The organism is Mesorhizobium sp. B2-4-15, assembly GCF_006658505.1.
Classification (GTDB): domain Bacteria; phylum Pseudomonadota; class Alphaproteobacteria; order Rhizobiales; family Rhizobiaceae; genus Mesorhizobium.
Window position 1 is genome coordinate 73,809 of sequence record NZ_VFUZ01000015.1, and the last position, 17,656, is coordinate 91,464.

Below are 17,656 nucleotides of genomic sequence, written 5' to 3' on the forward strand. Positions count from 1 at the left end.
AACCATGCTTGGTACATTGAGAAGCGCGGCGGGTACCTGGGTCGCGAAGTCACTGCTTTCGCTGCTGGTGGTGAGTTTCGCCGCCTGGGGCATCTCCGGGCGGCTGATGGGCGGCTTTGCGGGCCACGATTCGGTGATAACGGCGGGTGGCACCAAGGTGTCGATCAACGAATATCGCCTTGCCTATGATCGCCAGCTTGCCGTCATGTCGCAGCAGTTCGGTCAGCGCCTCACCCATGAACAGGCAAAGGCGCTTGGCATCGACAACACGGTGCTGTCGCAGCTCGTTTCCGGTGCCGTTCTCGACGAACAGGCGCGCAAGCTGGGTCTGGGCCTGTCCAAGGACAGGCTGGCCGAGCTGACGCGCGAAGACCCTGCGTTCAAGGGCCCGAGCGGCCAGTTCGACAGGAGGACGTTCGAGTACCTGCTGCGCGAGGTCGGGATGCGGCCCGAGGATTATCTGAAGAACCGCGCCCAGGTCGCGGTGCGTCAGCAGATCGTCGAAGCGGTCTCGGACGGCCTCAAGGCGCCGGACACTTTCCTCAAGGCGGTGGCACTCTACCGCGGCGAGGATCGCACCGTCGACTATCTGACATTGCCGAAGACGCTCGTCCAACCGATCGAGACGCCGAGCGATAGCGTGCTTCAGGCCTATTTCGAGGCCAACAAGAAAACCTACGCCGCACCTGAGTATCGCAAGTTCTCCTATGTCCGCCTCGAGCCTGCGGACATCATGGATACGACCGCCGTCACCGACCAGCAGGTCAACGACGACTACAACAAGAATAAGGCGCGCTACACCACGCCCGAGATGCGCACTATCGAGCAGCTTGTGTTCAAGACACCGGACGCTGCCAAGGCAGCGCTCGATTCGCTCAAGGCAGGCGCCACTTTCGAAAAACTGGTGACCGCCGAAGGCAAGACCCCCGCCGATACGCTGCTTGGCACACTCGCCAAGGACAAGATCGCCGACAAGGCGGTTGCCGATGCCGCCTTCGCGCTCAACGCCAACGAAGTCAGCCAGGTCGTCCAGGGTGCCTTCGGTCCAGTGCTGTTGCGCGTCACCGAGATCAAGCCCGAGGTGGTGAAGCCACTGGCCGAAGTGTCGGACCAGATCCGCAAGGACCTGGCGCTGGGTGAGGCAAGCCGCATTCTTTTGGATGTGCACGACAACTATGAAGACACCCGCGCGTCCGGCAGTTCGCTGGCGGCTGCGGCCGCAAAGCTGAAACTGAAGGATGTCACCATCGACGCCATCGATCGCAATGGCCTCAGGCCGGATGGCTCCATCGTCAAGGACTTGCCGGAATCGCCGGCACTGATCAAGGCGGTCTTTGACGCGGAACCCAACACCGAAAACGAAGCGCTGACCACGGCGGATAACGGCTTCATCTTCTATGAGGTTGGTTCGATCACGCCGGCTCGCGACCGCACATTGGATGAGGTCCGCCAGAAGGTCGTCGCCGACTGGACGGCGGCGGAGACGACCAAGCGGCTCGCCGCCAAGGCGGATGAACTCGAAAAGCGGCTCAAGGCCGGCGCGACGCTCGACGTGATCGCCGCTGACCTCAAGCTGGAAAAGCAGACCAAGCGCGGCCTGAAGCGCGAAGCCGACGATGCCGATTTCGGCAAGGAGGGCGCCGCGGTCATGTTCGGCGTCGGCGAAGGCGGCACCGGATTGATCCCCTCGCCCACCGGCGATGGACAGATCCTGTTCAAGGTCGCCGAAGTGTTCGAACCCGCCGGGGCCGATGCCAGTTCGGTGCCGGAGGATGCGCAAAAATCTTTCACCTCCGGCATGTCGGACGATTTGCTCGACCAGTTGGTGGCGCAGCTGCAGACGCAGTACGGCGTCCGCGTCGACCAGGCCGCCGTTGCCCAAGCCTCGACAAGATGAGCGCGCTGAAAACCCATATCGCCAAGGTCGCGGCCGGCACCGCGCTTTCCTTCGAGGAAGCGCGTGAGGCCTTCGACATCATCATGTCGGGCGACGCGACTCCCGGGCAGATCGGCGGCTTCCTGATGGCGCTGCGCGTGCGCGGTGAAACGGTGAGCGAAATCTCGGGCGCTGTCGCCACGATGCGCGCCAAGATGCTCCGCGTCGAGGCACCCGCCGGCGCGATCGATATCGTCGGCACCGGCGGCGACAATTCCCACAGCGTCAACATTTCAACGGGCTCGGCGTTCGTCATCGCCGCCAGCGGCGTTCCCGTCGCCAAGCACGGCAATCGCGGCCTGTCGTCGCTGACCGGCGCGGCCGATGTCCTGATCGCGCTCGGGGTCAAGATCGATCTCTCGCCCGAGTTCATCGGCCGCTGCATCCATGAAGCGGGCGTCGGCTTCATGTTCGCGCCCGCGCACCATCCGGCGATGAAGCATGTCGGCCCGACCCGCGTCGAGCTTGGCACCCGCACCATTTTCAACCTGCTTGGGCCGCTTTCCAATCCGGCAGGCGTCAAGCGCCAGATGGTCGGCGTATTCCTGCCGGAATGGATCATGCCGGTGGCCGAGACGCTGAAGGCGCTGGGCACCGAGCATGCCTGGGTGGCGCATGGCGATGGCTATGACGAGATCACCACAACCGGCGAGACCCAGGTCGCCGAACTGGTTGGCGGCGAGATCCGCAGCTTCACACTGACTCCGGAAGAGTTTGGGCTGAAGCGCCATACCAAGGACGAGCTGCGCGGCGGTGATGCCGCCTACAATGCCAAGGCATTGCGCGATATGCTGGGCGGCGCTGCCGGCGCCTACCGTGACACCGTGTTGATGAATGCCGGCGCCGGACTGGTGATCGCCGGCAAGGCGACGACGCTTGGCGACGGAATCGCGATGGCCGCGCAGGCCATCGACAGCGGCCGGGCGCTGCAGGTGCTCGACCATCTGGTCGAAATTTCAAACGGGTGAACCGTGTCTGACATTTTGCGCAAGATCGAGGCCTACAAGCGCGAGGAGATCGCCGCCGCCAAGGCGCGTGTGCCGCTGGCCGAGATCAAGGCGCGGGCGAAGGACACGGATGCGCCACGCGGCTTCCTTGCGGCTCTCGAGGCGAAGCGCGGATCGGGCGGCTTCGCGCTGATCGCCGAAATCAAGAAAGCGAGCCCCTCCAAAGGGCTGATCCGTGCCGATTTCGATCCACCGGCGTTGGCAAAGGCTTATGAAAGGGGCGGTGCCGCCTGTCTTTCGGTGTTGACCGATGCGCCGTCCTTCCAGGGTGCGCCGGAATTCCTCACCAAGGCAAGGGCAGCCGTCGCCCTGCCCGTGCTGCGCAAGGATTTCCTGTTCGATCCCTATCAGGTCTTTGAGGCCCGCGCCTGGGGCGCTGATGCCATCTTGATCATCATGGCCAGCGTCGACGATGTCCTGGCGAACGAGCTTGAGACGACGGCGTTCGGACTCGGCATGGATGCGCTGATCGAGGTGCATGACGAGGCCGAGACGGAGCGCGCGGTAAAGCTGTCTTCGCGGCTGATCGGTATCAACAACCGCAATCTGAGAACATTCGAAACCAGCCTAGAAACCTCGGAGCGGCTGGCCGGGATGGTGCCCGCCGATCGCCTGCTGGTCAGCGAAAGCGGGATCTTCACCCATGACGATTGCCTCAGGATGCGGAAGTCCGGCATCGGCACCTTCCTCGTCGGTGAGAGCCTGATGCGCCAACAGGACGTCACCGCGGCGACGCGCCTGCTGCTGACGGGCAAGGCGCCGGCCGAGGCCATCTGACGATGACATCGGCCCTCACCCATCTCGGCGCGCAGGGCGAGGCCAATATGGTCGATGTCGGCGGCAAGGACGAGACGACGCGCACGGCGATCGCCGAGGGTTTCGTCTCGATGCAGCCCGAAACGCTGAAGACCATCCTCGCTGGCAACGCCAGGAAAGGCGATGTACTCGGTACCGCGCGCATCGCCGGCATCATGGCGGCGAAAAAGACACATGAGCTGATCCCGCTCTGCCATCCGCTGCTGTTGACCAAGGTTTCCGTGGACATTGAGCCGGACCACGCGCTGCCAGGCCTGAAAGTCACCGCATTGGCGCGCGTCACCGGCAAGACCGGCGTCGAGATGGAAGCATTGACCGCCGCGTCGGTTGCCTGCCTGACCATCTACGACATGGCCAAGGCGGTGGATCGCGCGATGGTCATCTCCGGCATCCGGCTCGTCGAAAAGACCGGCGGCAAGTCCGGCGACTACAAGGCAGGTGCCTGATGGCGCTGGTTCCGGTGGTGGAGGCGCTCGAACGCCTGCTGGACGGCGCGGTGCCGCTGGCCGGCGAAAGCGTTCCTCTTATCGAGGCGGTCGATCGTGTGCTGGCGGAACCGGTCGTGGCACTTCGCACCCAGCCGCCCTTCAACGCTTCGGCAATGGATGGCTATGCCGTCCATGCCGCGGATGTAGCCTCGGTGCCATCGAAACTCTCGGTGATCGGCATGGCGCCGGCCGGACGTGGCTTTGACGGCACGGTCGGCCATGCGCAGGCCGTGCGCATCTTCACCGGGGCGCCGCTGCCTGACGGCGCTGACACCATCGTCATCCAGGAGAATGTCCGGGCTATTGGCGGCGGCAATATCGAAGTGATCGAGCCTACCGCCGAGTGGCGTAACATCCGCCGCATCGGCCTCGACTTTTCCAAGGGCGACGTCCTGCTGGAAAAGGGACGGGTATTGGATCCGGCGGCCCTTTCCCTGGCAGCATCGGCCAATCATCCCCGGGTGAGCGTGGTGAAACGGCCGCTGGTCGCCATCATCGCCACCGGAGACGAGTTGTTGGCGCCCGGCAGCGAGCTGGGGCCGGACCAGATCATCTCGTCCAACGCTTATGGCGTCGCCGCCACCGCTCAGTCTGTCGGCGCCCGCGCACTCGATCTCGGCATTGCCGCCGACCGCCAGGACGCGATCGCCGGGCTTGTCAGGAAGGCGGTCGCGGCCGGCGCGGATGTCATCGTCACCCTTGGGGGCGCGTCGGTTGGCGACCACGACCTGATTCATGACGTATTGACGGGCGAAGGCATGACGCTCGGCTTCTGGAAGATCGCCATGCGTCCCGGCAAGCCGCTGATGTTCGGGCGTCTTGGCGATATCAGGTGCATCGGCCTGCCCGGCAACCCGGTGGCAAGCCTAGTCTGCTCACAATTGTTCCTGAAGCCGCTTCTGGCAAGGCTCGGCGGCCGCGATCATCGTCAGGACATCCGCCCTGCGCGGCTGGGCGCCGCAATGGCGGCCAATGATCTGCGCCAGGACTATGTGCGGGCGGTGGTCCAGGAGGACGATGGCGGACTGGTGGCGACGCCGTTCGGCATCCAGGATTCTTCGATGCTGAGGATGCTGGCTGACGCCAACGGGCTGATCGTGCGCGCCCCGTTTGCCCCGGCATCGGCTGTGGGAGATTTGTGCAGCGTGCTGATGCTGCGCTGAAGAGCCGCCACATAAGCCGCTGATAAGCGGATAAAAAATGATCTCGGCTATTGCGAGATCAAGGCCCGCGTCAGCGGATGCGCCGGATCGGCGAGGCCATCGACAATATCGTAATGATGCCGGTCGGGTTCGACCACGGCGCTTGTGGTGGCGCCAAGCCCGGTCCAGATGTTGGCCAGCAGCGCGTTCTGGCGCAGGAACTCGGAACGCTCGCCGCCGCCGGCCCAGCAGGTGATGCGGGCGCCGTCCATGGGACGCAGCAGTGCCGGGCTCTCGGCCAAGGCTTCGGCCTCGTCGATTGCCAAAGCCGCGTTCATGCCGGTGCGCATCAGCGGCCGCAAATCATGGAGGCCCGAAATCGAAACGACATGACGTACGCGCCTTGCCACGTCACCAGCCAGAGGCGTGGTTGTGGTCACCATGCGGCTGGCGAGATGCCCGCCGGCCGAATGTCCGGACAGCATCAGGGGGCCTTCGACCATCGCCGCCGCCTTGGCGATTGCCGCACCGATTTCGCCGACGATGCCGGCGATGCGTATGTCCGGGCACAACGTATAGGATGGCATCGCCACGGCGAAGCCGCTGCTGACCGCGCCCTTGGCGAGGTGCGACCAAGTGCTCTTGTCGGACTCCAGCCAGTAACCTCCATGGATGAACACGACGAGCCCCTTGGGAGCGGCCTCGGGAAGGAAAAGATCGAACCGATTGCGCGGTCGGTCGCCATAGGCGATGTCGAACCTTGCGCGGCCTTGCGCCGACATCGCGTCACGAAACGCTTGCGCGGGTTCCGCCCAGGCGGCCGGCCAGCGATCGCTGCCGGCAATGTTCGCGCCATTGGCGTAGGCATTGTCCCAATCGGCAATGCGATGGTCGAGCATCGGAACCCCTCCCCTGAAGCGGCATCATTTCGGTGCTAGCAATGGCCGCCACCATGCCATGCGTCAATGCGCCAGGGCAAAAACATTTTAGGCTTGAAACAAATTTCGACTGGTGCGATCCTGTCTGTAGGAACAGCGACAATGGGAGGTCCGCTGTGCCGTTCAAACCTGTGGATGTCGACCGTTCCGGTGGCTTCGACGACCAGGTGTAGCCGGCTGCACGAAGCCTCCACCGAAAGACGGGAACTTGAGATCCACCACCTCGGTCGGGTGCCTCGCGCACCGGCCAGGCAGCAAACAGGATAGCGGCGAGATGCTTGGGCCTTCAGCGCATATCGATACGTTCACGCGCGATCATCTGCCGCCGCCGGATCAATGGCCGGACTTCCTGCTCGATGGCTTCGACTATCCCGAATACCTCAACGCCGGCGTCGAATTGACCGACAGGCTGGTCGAAAGAGGTCTCGGCGACCACACCGCGCTGATTGGCAATGGCCGCCGCCGCACCTACAAGGAATTGTCCGACTGGACGAACAGGCTCGCCCATGCGCTGGTCGAGAATTACGGCGTCAAGCCGGGCAACCGGGTGCTGATCCGCTCCGCCAACAACCCCGCAATGGTCGCCTGCTGGCTGGCGGCCACCAAGGTCGGCGCCGTGGTCGTCAACACCATGCCGATGCTGCGCGCCGGCGAACTCTCCAAGATCGTTGACAAGGCGGAGATCACCATCGCGCTTTGCGACACCAGGCTGATGGACGAGATGACCGCCTCCGCCAAGGACAGCACGTTCCTGAAACAGGTCATCGGCTTCGACGGCACCGCCAACCATGATGCCGAACTCGATCGCGCCGCCCTCGACAAGCCTGTCACCTTCACCGCTGTCAACACCGGCCGCGACGACGTCGCGCTGCTTGGTTTCACCTCGGGCACGACAGGCGTGCCCAAGGCAACGATGCATTTCCACCGCGACCTCCTGATCATCGCCGACGCCTATGCCCGCGAGATTCTTCAGGTGACGCCGGACGATATCTTCGTCGGCTCGCCGCCGCTCGCCTTCACCTTCGGCCTTGGCGGGCTCGCCATCTTTCCCCTGCGCTTCGGTGCCGCGGCGACGCTGCTGGAACAGGCGACGCCGCCCAACATGATCCACATCATCGAGACCTACAAAGCGACCATTTCCTTCACCGCGCCGACCGCCTATCGCGCAATGCTGAAGGCCATGGATGAAGGCGCCGACCTGTCATCGCTGCGCGTAGCCGTTTCGGCCGGCGAGACATTGCCGGCTCCGGTCTTCGAAGAGTGGACGAAAAAAACCGGCAAGCCGATCCTCGACGGCATCGGTGCCACCGAAATGCTGCACATCTTCATCTCCAACCGCTTTGACGACATGAAGCCTGCCTCGACCGGCAAGCCGGTGGGCGGCTACGAAGCGCGCATCGTCGACAACGAGATGCGCGACGTGCCGCGTGGCGAACCCGGACGGCTGGCGGTGCGCGGACCGACCGGCTGCCGCTACATGGCCGATGACAGGCAGAAGGACTATGTTCGCGACGGCTGGAACCTGACCGGCGACACCTTCACCCAGGATGAGGACGGCTTTTTCCACTTCGCCGCGCGCTCCGACGACATGATCGTCAGCGCCGGCTACAACATCGCCGGGCCCGAGGTCGAGGCGGCGCTGCTGGCGCATCCCGATGTCGCCGAATGCGCGGTCATCGGCGCCGAGGATCCAGAACGCGGCCAGATCGTCGAGGCGCATGTCGTGCTGGTGCAAGGCGTGGCGTCCGATGCATTGACCGTCAAGCGCCTGCAGGACCACGTCAAGGCCACCATCGCCCCCTACAAATATCCGCGCTCGGTGAAATTCATCGCCGCCCTGCCCAAGACCCAGACCGGCAAGATCCAACGCTTCCGGTTGCGCATGGAGAAAATCAATTGAGCGAGCCCTACGATCCGGCGTCCGAAGGCGCACAGATGTCGTTCAAGGAGCGCATGTCCTACAGCGACTATCTGCATCTGGAAAAAGTGCTCGACGCGCAGGCGCCGCTGTCGTCGGCGCATGACGAGATGCTGTTCATCATCCAGCACCAGACCTCGGAACTCTGGATGAAGCTCGCGCTGCACGAGATCGGTGCCGCGATCCGCTCCATCCGCGCCGACCGGCTTGAGCCGAGCTTCAAGATGCTGTCGCGCGTCGCGCGCATTTTCGAGCAGTTGAACAATGCCTGGGACGTGCTGCGCACGATGACGCCCAGCGAATACACCGAGTTCCGCGACGCGCTCGGCCAATCCTCGGGCTTCCAGTCCTGGCAGTACCGCGCCATCGAGTTCATGGCCGGCAACCGCAACCTCGCAATGCTCGGCCCGCACAAACACCGGCCGGACCTCAGCCAAAAGCTGGAGGCGATCCTGGCCGAGCCATCACTCTACGACGAAGCGCTGCTGCTTCTGGCGCGCAACGGGTTCGACATCGGTGCCGATGCCAGACGTACGAATTGGCGCGAAACCCGCACAGCGAACGAAGAAGTCCTGGTCGCCTGGCAGACCGTCTACCGTGATCCGCAGCGCTACTGGATGTTCTATGAGCTGGCCGAGAAACTGGTGGATTTCGAGGACTACTTCCGCCGCTGGCGCTTCAACCACGTCACCACGGTCGAACGTATCATCGGCATGAAACGCGGCACCGGCGGCACGTCAGGCGCCTCCTATCTCAAGAAGATGCTCGAGGTCGTCCTGTTTCCGGAACTCTGGACGGTTCGCACCCGGCTCTGACGAGCGCCTTTGCTTCGTAAATGTCGTCGCCCGCTGAACGCTTCGGGCAACAGCCACTCAAGTCACGGCTGTCTTGACCGCGAAGCGCGCTTCTTGCCAGGCGCCGGTGCGCAGGATGTCTTCCAGCACCTCGACCGCCTGCCAGACGTCCCTGTAACCGACATAGAGCGGCGTGAAGCCGAAACGGATCGTTGACGGCGCGCGGAAATCGCCGATCACGCCACGCTCGATCAAGGCTCGCATCACCTGATAGCCATGCGGGTGGATGAACGACACCTGGCTGCCGCGCGCATTGCCGTCTCGCGGGCTTTCGAGCTCAAGGCCGTAGGCGCCGCATCTGGTCTCGACGAGCTGGATGAACAGGTCGGTGAGTGCGATGCTCTTCTTGCGCACCGCGGCCATGTCGACGTCGTCCCAAAGATCCAGTGCACCCTTCAGCGCCCGCATCGAGAGCACGGGCTGCGTGCCGCACAGGAACCGGCGGATGCCGCTGCCTGCGGCATAGCCCTGTTCGAAGGCGAAGGGCCTCGCATGCCCCCACCAGCCGCTCAGCGGCTGATGGACGTCACTGTGATGACGTTTTGCGGCGTAGATGAAGGCCGGCGCGCCCGGACCGCCATTGAGATATTTGTAGGTACAGCCGATGGCGAAATCAGCATTGGTGGCATCGAGTTCGACCGGCAAGGCCCCGGCTGTGTGGCAGAGATCCCAGACGATCAGCGCGCCGGCCTGATGCGCCTTGCGCGTCAGCGCGGCCATGTCACGCAACTGCCCGGATTTGTAATTGACGTGGTTGACCAGGATGACGGCGACGCGTTCGTCGATCAGGTCCTCGATATCAGGCGCATCGACCCCTTCGAGCCGCAGCACCGTGCCCGGCCGTGTCGACGCCACACCTTCGGCCATATAGAGGTCGGTTGGGAAACTGTCGCCTTCGGCGACGATGACCGACCGGTCCGGCCGCATGCCAAGCGCGGCATGCAGCACCTTGTAGATGTTTATCGAGGTCGTATCGCAGACCACCGTCTGGCCGGCCGCGGCGCCGATCAGGCGTCCAAGCTGGTCGCCAAGGGCGACCGGCATTTCGAACCAGCCGGCGGTGTTCCAGGCACGGATCAGATCCTGCGCCCATTCCTGGGTTGCGGCCTTCTGCAGCTCGTTGAAGACGGCGGGGGCCGCCGCGCCGAGCGAATTGCCGTCGAGATAGATAACCCCGTCCGGCAAAATGAACCGGTCGCGCATAGCACGCAGCGGATCCGCCGCATCCATGGCTTCGACTGCTGCGAGATCGAGCGTTGCACGCATGATTTCAGACATTCCCTGGTTTGTTCACGCTCTAATTTATTCACGAATGGCTTCGCGAGCCGGCGCGGGTCCCCGGCTGCGCTTGAGGCTGGGCAAGGCCAGCATGGCGAGCACGAACAGGCCGGTGGCAAGCTTCAGGTCAGGCGGCGGCATGCCGGCGGCGAGGCAGAACGACACCAGCTGGTAGTAGATGATCGCGCCGGCGAAAGGCGCCAGCAGCTGACGCCAGACCGTCTGCTTGCCGACAACCGCCTCGCCGATCATCAGCGCGGCAAGCCCGTTGATGAGAATCCCCAGTCCCATATTGACGTCGGCAAATCCCTGCGACTGCACCATCAGCGCGCCGCTTGACGCCGAAAACGCGCTCGCCAGCCCGACACCGCCTATGGTCGCCGCCCAGACATTGATACCTTGAGCTTCGGCCATGTCGGGATTGGCGCCGACGGCACGCACCGCGGTCCCCTTCTCGGTCCTGAAGAACATGTAAAGCACCGTAAAGACGAGGAGCGCGAGAAGGCCGGCGACAACGATCTTGCTGGCCGGAAAACCCGGCCGGGCGAACGGCACCCAGTCGAACACGGTGGGCGAGCCGAAAACGGAGAGATTGGACTTGCCCATGATGCGCAGGTTGATGCTGTAGAGCATCGTCATCATCAGGATACCCGCAAGAAGCGTGTGGATGCGGAAGCGCAGATGAATGAAGGCGGTACAGCAACCCGCCACAAAGCCCGCTGCGATGGCGACCGCGATGGCTGTCAGCGGCGATGCACCGGCTGCAAGAAGCACGCCACAGACGCAGCCGCCCAGCGGAAAGGCGCCCTCGCTGGTGAGATCGGGAAAATTCAGCATGCGAAACGGGATCATGATCCCGAGCACGACAAAGGCAAGGATCAGGCTCTGCGCCAGTGTGACCGGGATGATCGCGACGAAGCTCGTCAGAACTTCCTGGATAAAGCTCATGGTGATCAGCTCGCCAGCAACATGCGATCGGTCTTGACGGAAAAATGGCCGATCAGATCTGCAACCGTGACCGCCGATTTCTCCTCGCCGGTGACTTCCAGCCGGACCCGGCCCGCGTCGAGCATGATCACCCGGCTGCCATAGTCGACGGCGTGCTGCATATTGTGGGTCACCATCAGGGTGGTCAGCTTCAGCGCATTGACGGCGCGCACCGTCGCCTTCATGACGATGTCAGCCGTGCGCGGGTCGAGCGCTGCCGTGTGCTCGTCGAGCAGCAGCAAGTCCGGCGATCCGCCGACCGCCATGATCAGCGACAGAGACTGCCGCTGCCCGCCCGAAAGCAGGTCGACGCGGGTGTCGAGGCGATTTTCAAGACCGAGGCCCAGTATGGACAGGCGCTCCTTGTAGGACGCGCGCCGCGCGGCGTTCAGCCCTTGCCGCAAGGTGCGTTTGTGGCTGCGCAGATCGGCCAGCAGCATGTTCTCCGCCACGGTCATGCTGGCGGCGGTGCCACGCATCGGATCCTGGAAGACGCGCGCCAATTTGGTGGCGCGCTTGTACACCGGCATGTCAGTCACATCGGTGCCATTGATCAAGATCCTGCCGGAATCGAGGATGAGAGATCCGGAAATGGCATTGAGCATGCTGCTCTTGCCGGCCCCATTGGAGCCGATGACGATACCGAACTCGCCCGTGGCCAACGACAGGTTGAGACCGTCCAGCGCGACCTTCTCGTCGGCCTGGCCCTTGTAGAACACTTTGCGCGCGGATCGGATCTCGAGCATCGTTCCTCCCACAACTGAAGGATGACGGCGCCGACGCCGTCACCGCTGCAGCCTAACGTCAGTCGACGATGCAGCCGCAATCGGCCATCGAAGCGGGTATCTCGATGCCGAACGCGGCCATCGCCTTGCGGGAGATCGTTGCCATGTGGTCCTTGTAAGCCGGGCGCGACGGCGCGATCGTCTTCGGATCCTTGCCTTTAAGGATTTCGGCGGCGATGTTGCCGGCATTGACGCCAACCTGCGTGTAGTTGACCGCGAAGCTTGCCGGTACGGTGCCGTTGCGGACCGCGCTGTCATCGGAGTTGACGACCGGGATACCGGCCTGGCGAGCGGCTGCGGAGACAGCGGCGATCGCCGGCTGGATCAGGTTCGAAGCCGGGCCGTAGATCACGTCGGCCTTGCCGGCGAGCGAAGCGATGCGTTGCTGGATGTCATTGACGTTGTCGATGCCGACCTCCACGACCTCGAAGCCGGCCGCGGGTGCCGCCGCCTTGATCTTTTCGATCAGGGCAACGTCATTGGCCTCGCCTGGATTGTAGGGCACGCCAAAGCGCTTGGCGTTCGGCAGCAGCTTCTTGGTGAAGGCCATCACCGCGGCGACATCCTGCAGATCGCTGGCGCCGGTCATGCCTTCGTCTCCGGAGTCCCATGACGGCACCAGCTTGGCCGCGACCGGATCGGTGACCGCGGCAAAGACGATCGGAATGCCGGACCCTGCGAGCGCCTTCTTGGCGATCTGCGAGACCGGCGTGGTGATGGTGTAGATCAGCTTGGGCTGCTCCGCCTGCAGCTTGGCGATCATCTGCGGCACCAGCGATGCATCGAAATTGGTGTGGCTCTCGGTGTAGACGACGTCCTTGCCCTCGACGAAGCCATTGTCCGCCAGCGCCTTCTTGAAGCCGGCTATGGCCGCATTCAACTGCGGATGCTCTCCGAAATTGGCTATGCCGATACGAATCTGATCTGCTGCGGCGCTGCCGGCGCTGACCATCAAGGCGCCAGCCAGGGCCAATCCTGACAGCCATTTCGACTTCAACATCATTTCCTCCCAGATTTGATTAGCGCCGCTTATGGACGGCGCGTCAGGCGATCATGGTCAGTCCGCCGGTCCATGTCAAACATTATATATAATTCTTGCCATGCATCGCCATGATATATAATTTTCCAAGCCCGACGATGGACGGACTGCGATGCAGGATCAGAATAACTCCACAAAGACGGAGGCGGCCTATCAGCTGCTGCGGCGCGATATCCTGACGACGCGCCTCATGCCCGGTGCGCCGCTCAAGCTGAGTGCGCTACGCGGCACATATGGCGTCGGCTGGACGCCGCTGCGTGAAGCATTGTCTCGGCTTGAAGCCGAGCGCCTTGTCACCGCCATCAGCAATCGCGGCTTTGCCGTCGCGCCCGTGTCGCGCGCCGAACTCGAGGATCTGGCGCGGGCAAGAATGGTCGTCGAAATACCCCTGTTCGTGGAATCGATGGAGAAAGGCGACAGGCAATGGGAAGATGCCGTTGTCACCGCGCATTACCGGCTCTCGCGCTGCAAGACCGCGGTTGACGACCCCTCGGACGCGGCCGTCGACCAGTGGGACGAGAGCCACGAGGCGTTTCACGCGGCGCTGCTGAGTGCTGCGACGTCCAACTGGCTGTCGCGATTCCGTTCGACGATCGCGGATCAGCTGCGGCGGCATCATCGTTTTCTCGGCCTGGCGCCGACATTGCGGGCGGCGGCCGGCCTCAAGCATGGCTATGGAGAGGCCATGGATGCCCTGCGCGAGGCGATCGCGATCGAGCATCACACCGCGATCATGGAGGCGGCGCTCGATCGCGATGTCGAGCGGGCAAAGGCATTGATGACGGCGCATATCGGCTACACGCTGCACGTCTATGTTCACAGCGAAGATAGCGGCGCCAACAACTACACCGCACGCGCCGGCAGCCTGAAAGCGGTTTCCGGATGATTTCGGCGCTTCCGCGCCGTCCGACGCTTACGCACGGATCCATCCCCCCAGGCGAGCTGGCGAACGTTGGCGTTTTGGTTTCGTTTCGTTCCGCTGGGATGACACTGGGCGACTTCATAAATCCGCCCCGTGCGCCTTTCAAGCGACTGAAGCCAAACCTCGACAAGGGGTGGGCCACAGGCCATTAACCAAAACGATTTCAATGCGTGTGTCGGCGGCGGAAATCGTCGGTTGCCGTTTGTTGCCGGCGGCAAAAATTTCGAACCCCTTAACAAATTCACTAAACTTTAAACGGTTGCGGAACACAACTGGAACAGATAGTGTTTGTTCTGGGTTTGTTTTTCGATTCCGATTCAGACCCTTCGTTCAATGCCTTGGGGGCCGCCATGCTGACGCGCAAGCAACATGAACTGCTGATGTTCATTCATGAACGGCTCAAGGAAAGCGGCATCCCGCCCTCCTTCGACGAGATGAAAGAGGCTCTTGATCTTGCCTCCAAGTCGGGGATCCACCGCCTGATCACGGCGCTGGAGGAACGTGGCTTTATTCGCCGACTGCCCAACAGGGCGCGCGCACTGGAAGTGCTCAGGCTGCCGGATTCGATCGCGCCGGGCCTCAATGCCGCAAAGAAATTTTCGCCAAGTGTCATCCAGGGCAGCCTCGGTCAGGGCAACCTTGGTCGTCAGATCAAGCCTGCGCCGTCGCGCTTGCCCGCGGCTGGCAATGACGACGATGCGGTTCCCGCGGTCTCGATCCCGGTGATGGGCCGTATCGCCGCCGGTGTGCCGATCGATGCCATCCAGCACCAGACGCATTCGATCTCGGTGCCGCCTGACATGATCATGGGCGGCGAGCACTATGCGCTGGAGGTCAAGGGGGACTCGATGATCGAGGCCGGTATCTTCGATGGCGACACGGTCATCATCCGCAACGCCGATACGGCGAGCCCGGGCGAGATCGTCGTGGCGCTGGTCGACGAAGAGGAAGCGACCCTGAAACGGTTCCGCCGCAAGGGAGCTTCGATTGCCCTTGAAGCCGCCAATCCGGCCTACGAGACCCGCATTTTCGGACCAGACAGGGTCAAGGTGCAAGGCAAGCTCGTCGGGCTGATCAGGCGCTACTGAGCAGGGACTGGTGCGCTTGCATTGTCGGGCTTTTTATAGGGCGGCAGCCCCCTCGCCTCGCGCGAGAATTTGCGCTGTTCATGCCAGGGCCGGTATGGCCTGTCGACGGCGAAGCTGACGGTTGGCGGGCCGATCGCCGATTGGCGGTCGAAGAAGACCGCGGCACTTCCTTTGCGAGCGAGTTGCCGTTTGGTGACGACGAGAACCAGCGGGTTATGGCAGGCGTCATAGCCAGTAGCGTCGTTGACGACGATCACGTCGGCGAAACCGCAGGCCTTCCAGGTATTCTTGCGGTCTTCGACATGCGCGACGATCGCTCCGGAAGGGTGCCTGGCGAGACAGACGCCGTCTGTGCAGTAGAACGGTGCTCCCGGCGGCAGATTTACGGCATCGGCAATGGTGAACTGCCCATCAGCCTTGTTGAACACCTCCGGCACGACGATGCTTTCGGATACCAATGCGCGTTTCCAGTTGTCGACGGTGAATTCGTTCGGGCGTGCCCGGCTGACGGCGAGTTCGCCACCGCCGATCGGCACCGCGACCAGCCGCGCGTCTTCCGAGATCAGCACATCCGGTGTGCGCGTATGCGACACCGTCAACAGGCCGGCAAGCGCGAACGGGAGTGCGGCGAGCCGCAGCCATGTCGTCGCCATCGTCGCGATAACCAGGGCGACCGTCACCAGCAGCACGGACTGCTGCGAAATCAGTCCGACCGCATCTACCGGAGAGCGTTCCGATATCCACGCAGATATTGCGATCATTGCCGTCAGGCCTTTGCCCATCAGGTAAAGGGACGGCGCATCCAAGCCGAACGGCATCAGCAACGCGCTGGCGACGGCCAGGAACATCACGACCGATACGATCGGCATGACGGCCAGATTGGCGAACAGGCTGAGCGGCGATACACGCTGGAAATGCCAAATGGCAAACAGCGTCGTAGCGCTGCCGGCGATAATGGAGGTCATAGCCAATCCACCCGTCGTCAGCAGGAATTTTTGTGTCAGAAGCCCTGGCAGGGATAGCTTCGGCGACGGCGGCCTCGTTTTTCGCGCACGATAATCCGCCCAACCGGCATAGGCGCCAACCAGGGCGGCGGTCGCGGCGAACGACATCTGGAAGCTCGGTCCGACCACCTCATGCGGCGAGACCAGGATAACGGCGATCGCTGAGATCGCCAGGTTGCGCATGGTCAGTGCCGCGCGATCGAACAGAACCGCGATCAGCATCACCGCCAGCATGATGAAGCTGCGTTCGGCGGCAACGACGACGCCCGAAATGACGAGATAGGCAGCGATCGAGAAGAGCGCTGCGGCGGCAGCGTATTTCTTCACCGGCCTTCGTGCGGAAAAATCTGGAAACAGCGCGAAGGCGCCGCGCAGCAGACCCATGACAGTGCCGGCGACCAGCGCCATGTGCAATCCGGAAATGGATATGATGTGATAGATGCCGGTGCGCCGCATCGCCTCGTTGATTTCGTCGGGAATGCCGGCGCGCACACCGACGATCAGTGCCGCCGCGATCTCGCCCTCGGCGCCGCCGATGATACCTGTGATGCGGCCGGCGACGGATTGGCGGGCATTTTCCACCGCCGACGACAGGCGAGCCGAAAGCAGCATGCCGTCGTCGGCTCTGACAATCCTGGGATTGCCGAGAAAAAACCCGCTGCCGCCGATGCCGGCGAAATAGCTGTCGAAGGAGAAATCATAGCTGTCCGGCCGCACCGGACCGGTCGGCGGCAAGAGTTTGGCATAGCCTGATATCAACGAGCCGGCGGTCAATTCCGGCGGTATCTTGCGTGCCGAAAGCCGGACCCTTTCCGGCATATAGCGCAGTTTCGGCCGGGCGGTGGACGTCACGTCAATGGTCAGCCGGATGCGGCCGGTCTCCATCCGATCGAGCGAGACGACGCGACCCGTCACTTCAGTCGAAATCTCCGAGCCCAGCATTCGTGTTCCGGCCCGCCATGTTTCGACCTTCGCCGCGAGCAGGCCCAGCGCGCACAGCAGCATTGCCGTAAAACACAGGTGGGTTTTTGGCCGGGAACGCGAGGCAAGCGCACAGAGCGCCGTCAGTACGACGACTGCTACAGGCTTGGCAAAATCAGGCTCCGCCGCCAGCGAATAGTAGCCGATCGCTCCGGTGGCCAGACAGACCGGCACCAGCAGGAAGGCGATGCCCCGGTCAAGTTCCAGTTCCGCCGCCTTGGCCACGCCATGGCGCAGGCGAGGCAATGATGTCAGGCCGAATTGCCGGCGCACGCGCGCAATCCTGCCCGCGGCAGGCGGTGGATTTGGTGCAGGGATATCCGTCTGCAGCGGCCGGGTAGCGGGCGCGGGCACGAGGGATGTCGGCGATGGCAACGGGATAGCCGGAGGCGTTGCAAACAAGGACCGTTCGCTGACGCCAGCAACAGCGTCCTCGCCCCGATCCGAGCCCCGGCCTCGTCCAGCCATCGGGT

General features: G+C 63.2%; 15 protein-coding genes. 9 read left to right on the plus strand and 6 right to left on the minus strand.

Annotation, left to right across the window (positions count from 1 at the left end; genetic code table 11):
- The first annotated feature begins 4 nt into the window (after positions 1–4).
- From FJ930_RS18750 to glp, 5 genes are read left to right on the plus strand one after another with little or no spacing between them, the layout of a single operon-like run.
- Positions 5–1,897: a SurA N-terminal domain-containing protein gene (locus FJ930_RS18750; RefSeq protein WP_141839641.1), complete on the plus strand. Its 1,893-nt coding sequence runs from the start codon at positions 5–7 to the stop codon at positions 1,895–1,897.
- Positions 1,894–2,904 carry an anthranilate phosphoribosyltransferase gene (gene trpD / locus FJ930_RS18755; RefSeq protein WP_141839642.1) on the plus strand — a complete coding sequence of 337 codons (1,011 nt, stop codon included), beginning with the start codon at positions 1,894–1,896 and terminating at the stop codon, positions 2,902–2,904. The genes FJ930_RS18750 and trpD overlap by 4 nt, the downstream gene beginning before the upstream one ends.
- 3 nt (positions 2,905–2,907) lie before the next feature.
- Complete coding sequence (trpC, locus tag FJ930_RS18760; protein ID WP_141839643.1) at positions 2,908–3,720, plus strand: indole-3-glycerol phosphate synthase TrpC; 813 nt, start codon at positions 2,908–2,910, stop codon at positions 3,718–3,720.
- A gap of 2 nt (positions 3,721–3,722) precedes the next feature.
- Positions 3,723–4,205, plus strand: a complete 483-nt coding sequence (moaC, locus tag FJ930_RS18765; RefSeq protein ID WP_141839644.1) for a cyclic pyranopterin monophosphate synthase MoaC — start codon at positions 3,723–3,725, stop codon at positions 4,203–4,205.
- Positions 4,205–5,410: a gephyrin-like molybdotransferase Glp gene (glp, locus tag FJ930_RS18770; RefSeq protein WP_141839645.1), complete on the plus strand. Its 1,206-nt coding sequence runs from the start codon at positions 4,205–4,207 to the stop codon at positions 5,408–5,410. Before moaC ends, glp begins: the two co-directional genes overlap by 1 nt.
- 47 nt (positions 5,411–5,457) lie before the next feature.
- Here glp and FJ930_RS18775 read toward each other — a convergent pair whose 3' ends face one another.
- Positions 5,458–6,288, minus strand: coding sequence for an alpha/beta hydrolase (locus FJ930_RS18775; protein ID WP_141839646.1), 831 nt, complete (start codon positions 6,286–6,288; stop codon positions 5,458–5,460).
- Between the two features lie 313 nt (positions 6,289–6,601).
- Here FJ930_RS18775 and FJ930_RS18780 point away from each other — a divergent pair, with 313 nt between their 5' ends.
- Both FJ930_RS18780 and kynA read left to right on the plus strand, forming a co-directional pair.
- Entirely contained in the window at positions 6,602–8,227 is a 1,626-nt protein-coding gene (locus FJ930_RS18780; RefSeq protein ID WP_141839647.1) for an AMP-binding protein, read from the plus strand.
- On the plus strand, positions 8,224–9,060 hold the full coding sequence (gene kynA, locus FJ930_RS18785; RefSeq protein ID WP_140739616.1) for a tryptophan 2,3-dioxygenase: 837 nt from the start codon (positions 8,224–8,226) through the stop codon (positions 9,058–9,060). Before FJ930_RS18780 ends, kynA begins: the two co-directional genes overlap by 4 nt.
- A 57-nt stretch (positions 9,061–9,117) precedes the next feature.
- Here kynA and kynU read toward each other — a convergent pair whose 3' ends face one another.
- From kynU to FJ930_RS18805, 4 genes are read right to left on the minus strand one after another with little or no spacing between them, the layout of a single operon-like run.
- Entirely contained in the window at positions 9,118–10,365 is a 1,248-nt protein-coding gene (gene kynU, locus FJ930_RS18790) for a kynureninase (protein ID WP_141839648.1), read from the minus strand.
- A 36-nt stretch (positions 10,366–10,401) separates the two neighbouring features.
- Positions 10,402–11,325 carry an ABC transporter permease gene (locus FJ930_RS18795; RefSeq protein ID WP_141839649.1) on the minus strand — a complete coding sequence of 308 codons (924 nt, stop codon included), beginning with the start codon at positions 11,323–11,325 and terminating at the stop codon, positions 10,402–10,404.
- Between the two features lie 5 nt (positions 11,326–11,330).
- A complete protein-coding gene (locus FJ930_RS18800; RefSeq protein WP_141839650.1) occupies positions 11,331–12,110 on the minus strand; it encodes an ABC transporter ATP-binding protein in 780 nt (259 codons plus the stop codon).
- 58 nt (positions 12,111–12,168) lie between these two features.
- Positions 12,169–13,149 carry an ABC transporter substrate-binding protein gene (locus FJ930_RS18805; protein WP_140739628.1) on the minus strand — a complete coding sequence of 327 codons (981 nt, stop codon included), beginning with the start codon at positions 13,147–13,149 and terminating at the stop codon, positions 12,169–12,171.
- A 151-nt stretch (positions 13,150–13,300) separates the two neighbouring features.
- On the opposite strand from FJ930_RS18805, the gene FJ930_RS18810 reads away from it, so the two are divergent.
- Both FJ930_RS18810 and lexA read left to right on the plus strand, forming a co-directional pair.
- Positions 13,301–14,074 carry a GntR family transcriptional regulator gene (locus tag FJ930_RS18810; RefSeq protein WP_140739631.1) on the plus strand — a complete coding sequence of 258 codons (774 nt, stop codon included), beginning with the start codon at positions 13,301–13,303 and terminating at the stop codon, positions 14,072–14,074.
- A 386-nt stretch (positions 14,075–14,460) separates the two neighbouring features.
- Positions 14,461–15,198 carry a transcriptional repressor LexA gene (gene lexA, locus FJ930_RS18815; RefSeq protein WP_140606975.1) on the plus strand — a complete coding sequence of 246 codons (738 nt, stop codon included), beginning with the start codon at positions 14,461–14,463 and terminating at the stop codon, positions 15,196–15,198.
- Here the strand turns inward: lexA and FJ930_RS18820 are convergent.
- A complete protein-coding gene (locus FJ930_RS18820; protein ID WP_141839651.1) occupies positions 15,192–17,651 on the minus strand; it encodes a ComEC/Rec2 family competence protein in 2,460 nt (819 codons plus the stop codon). The genes lexA and FJ930_RS18820 overlap by 7 nt on opposite strands.
- Between the last annotated feature and the right edge of the window lie 5 nt (positions 17,652–17,656).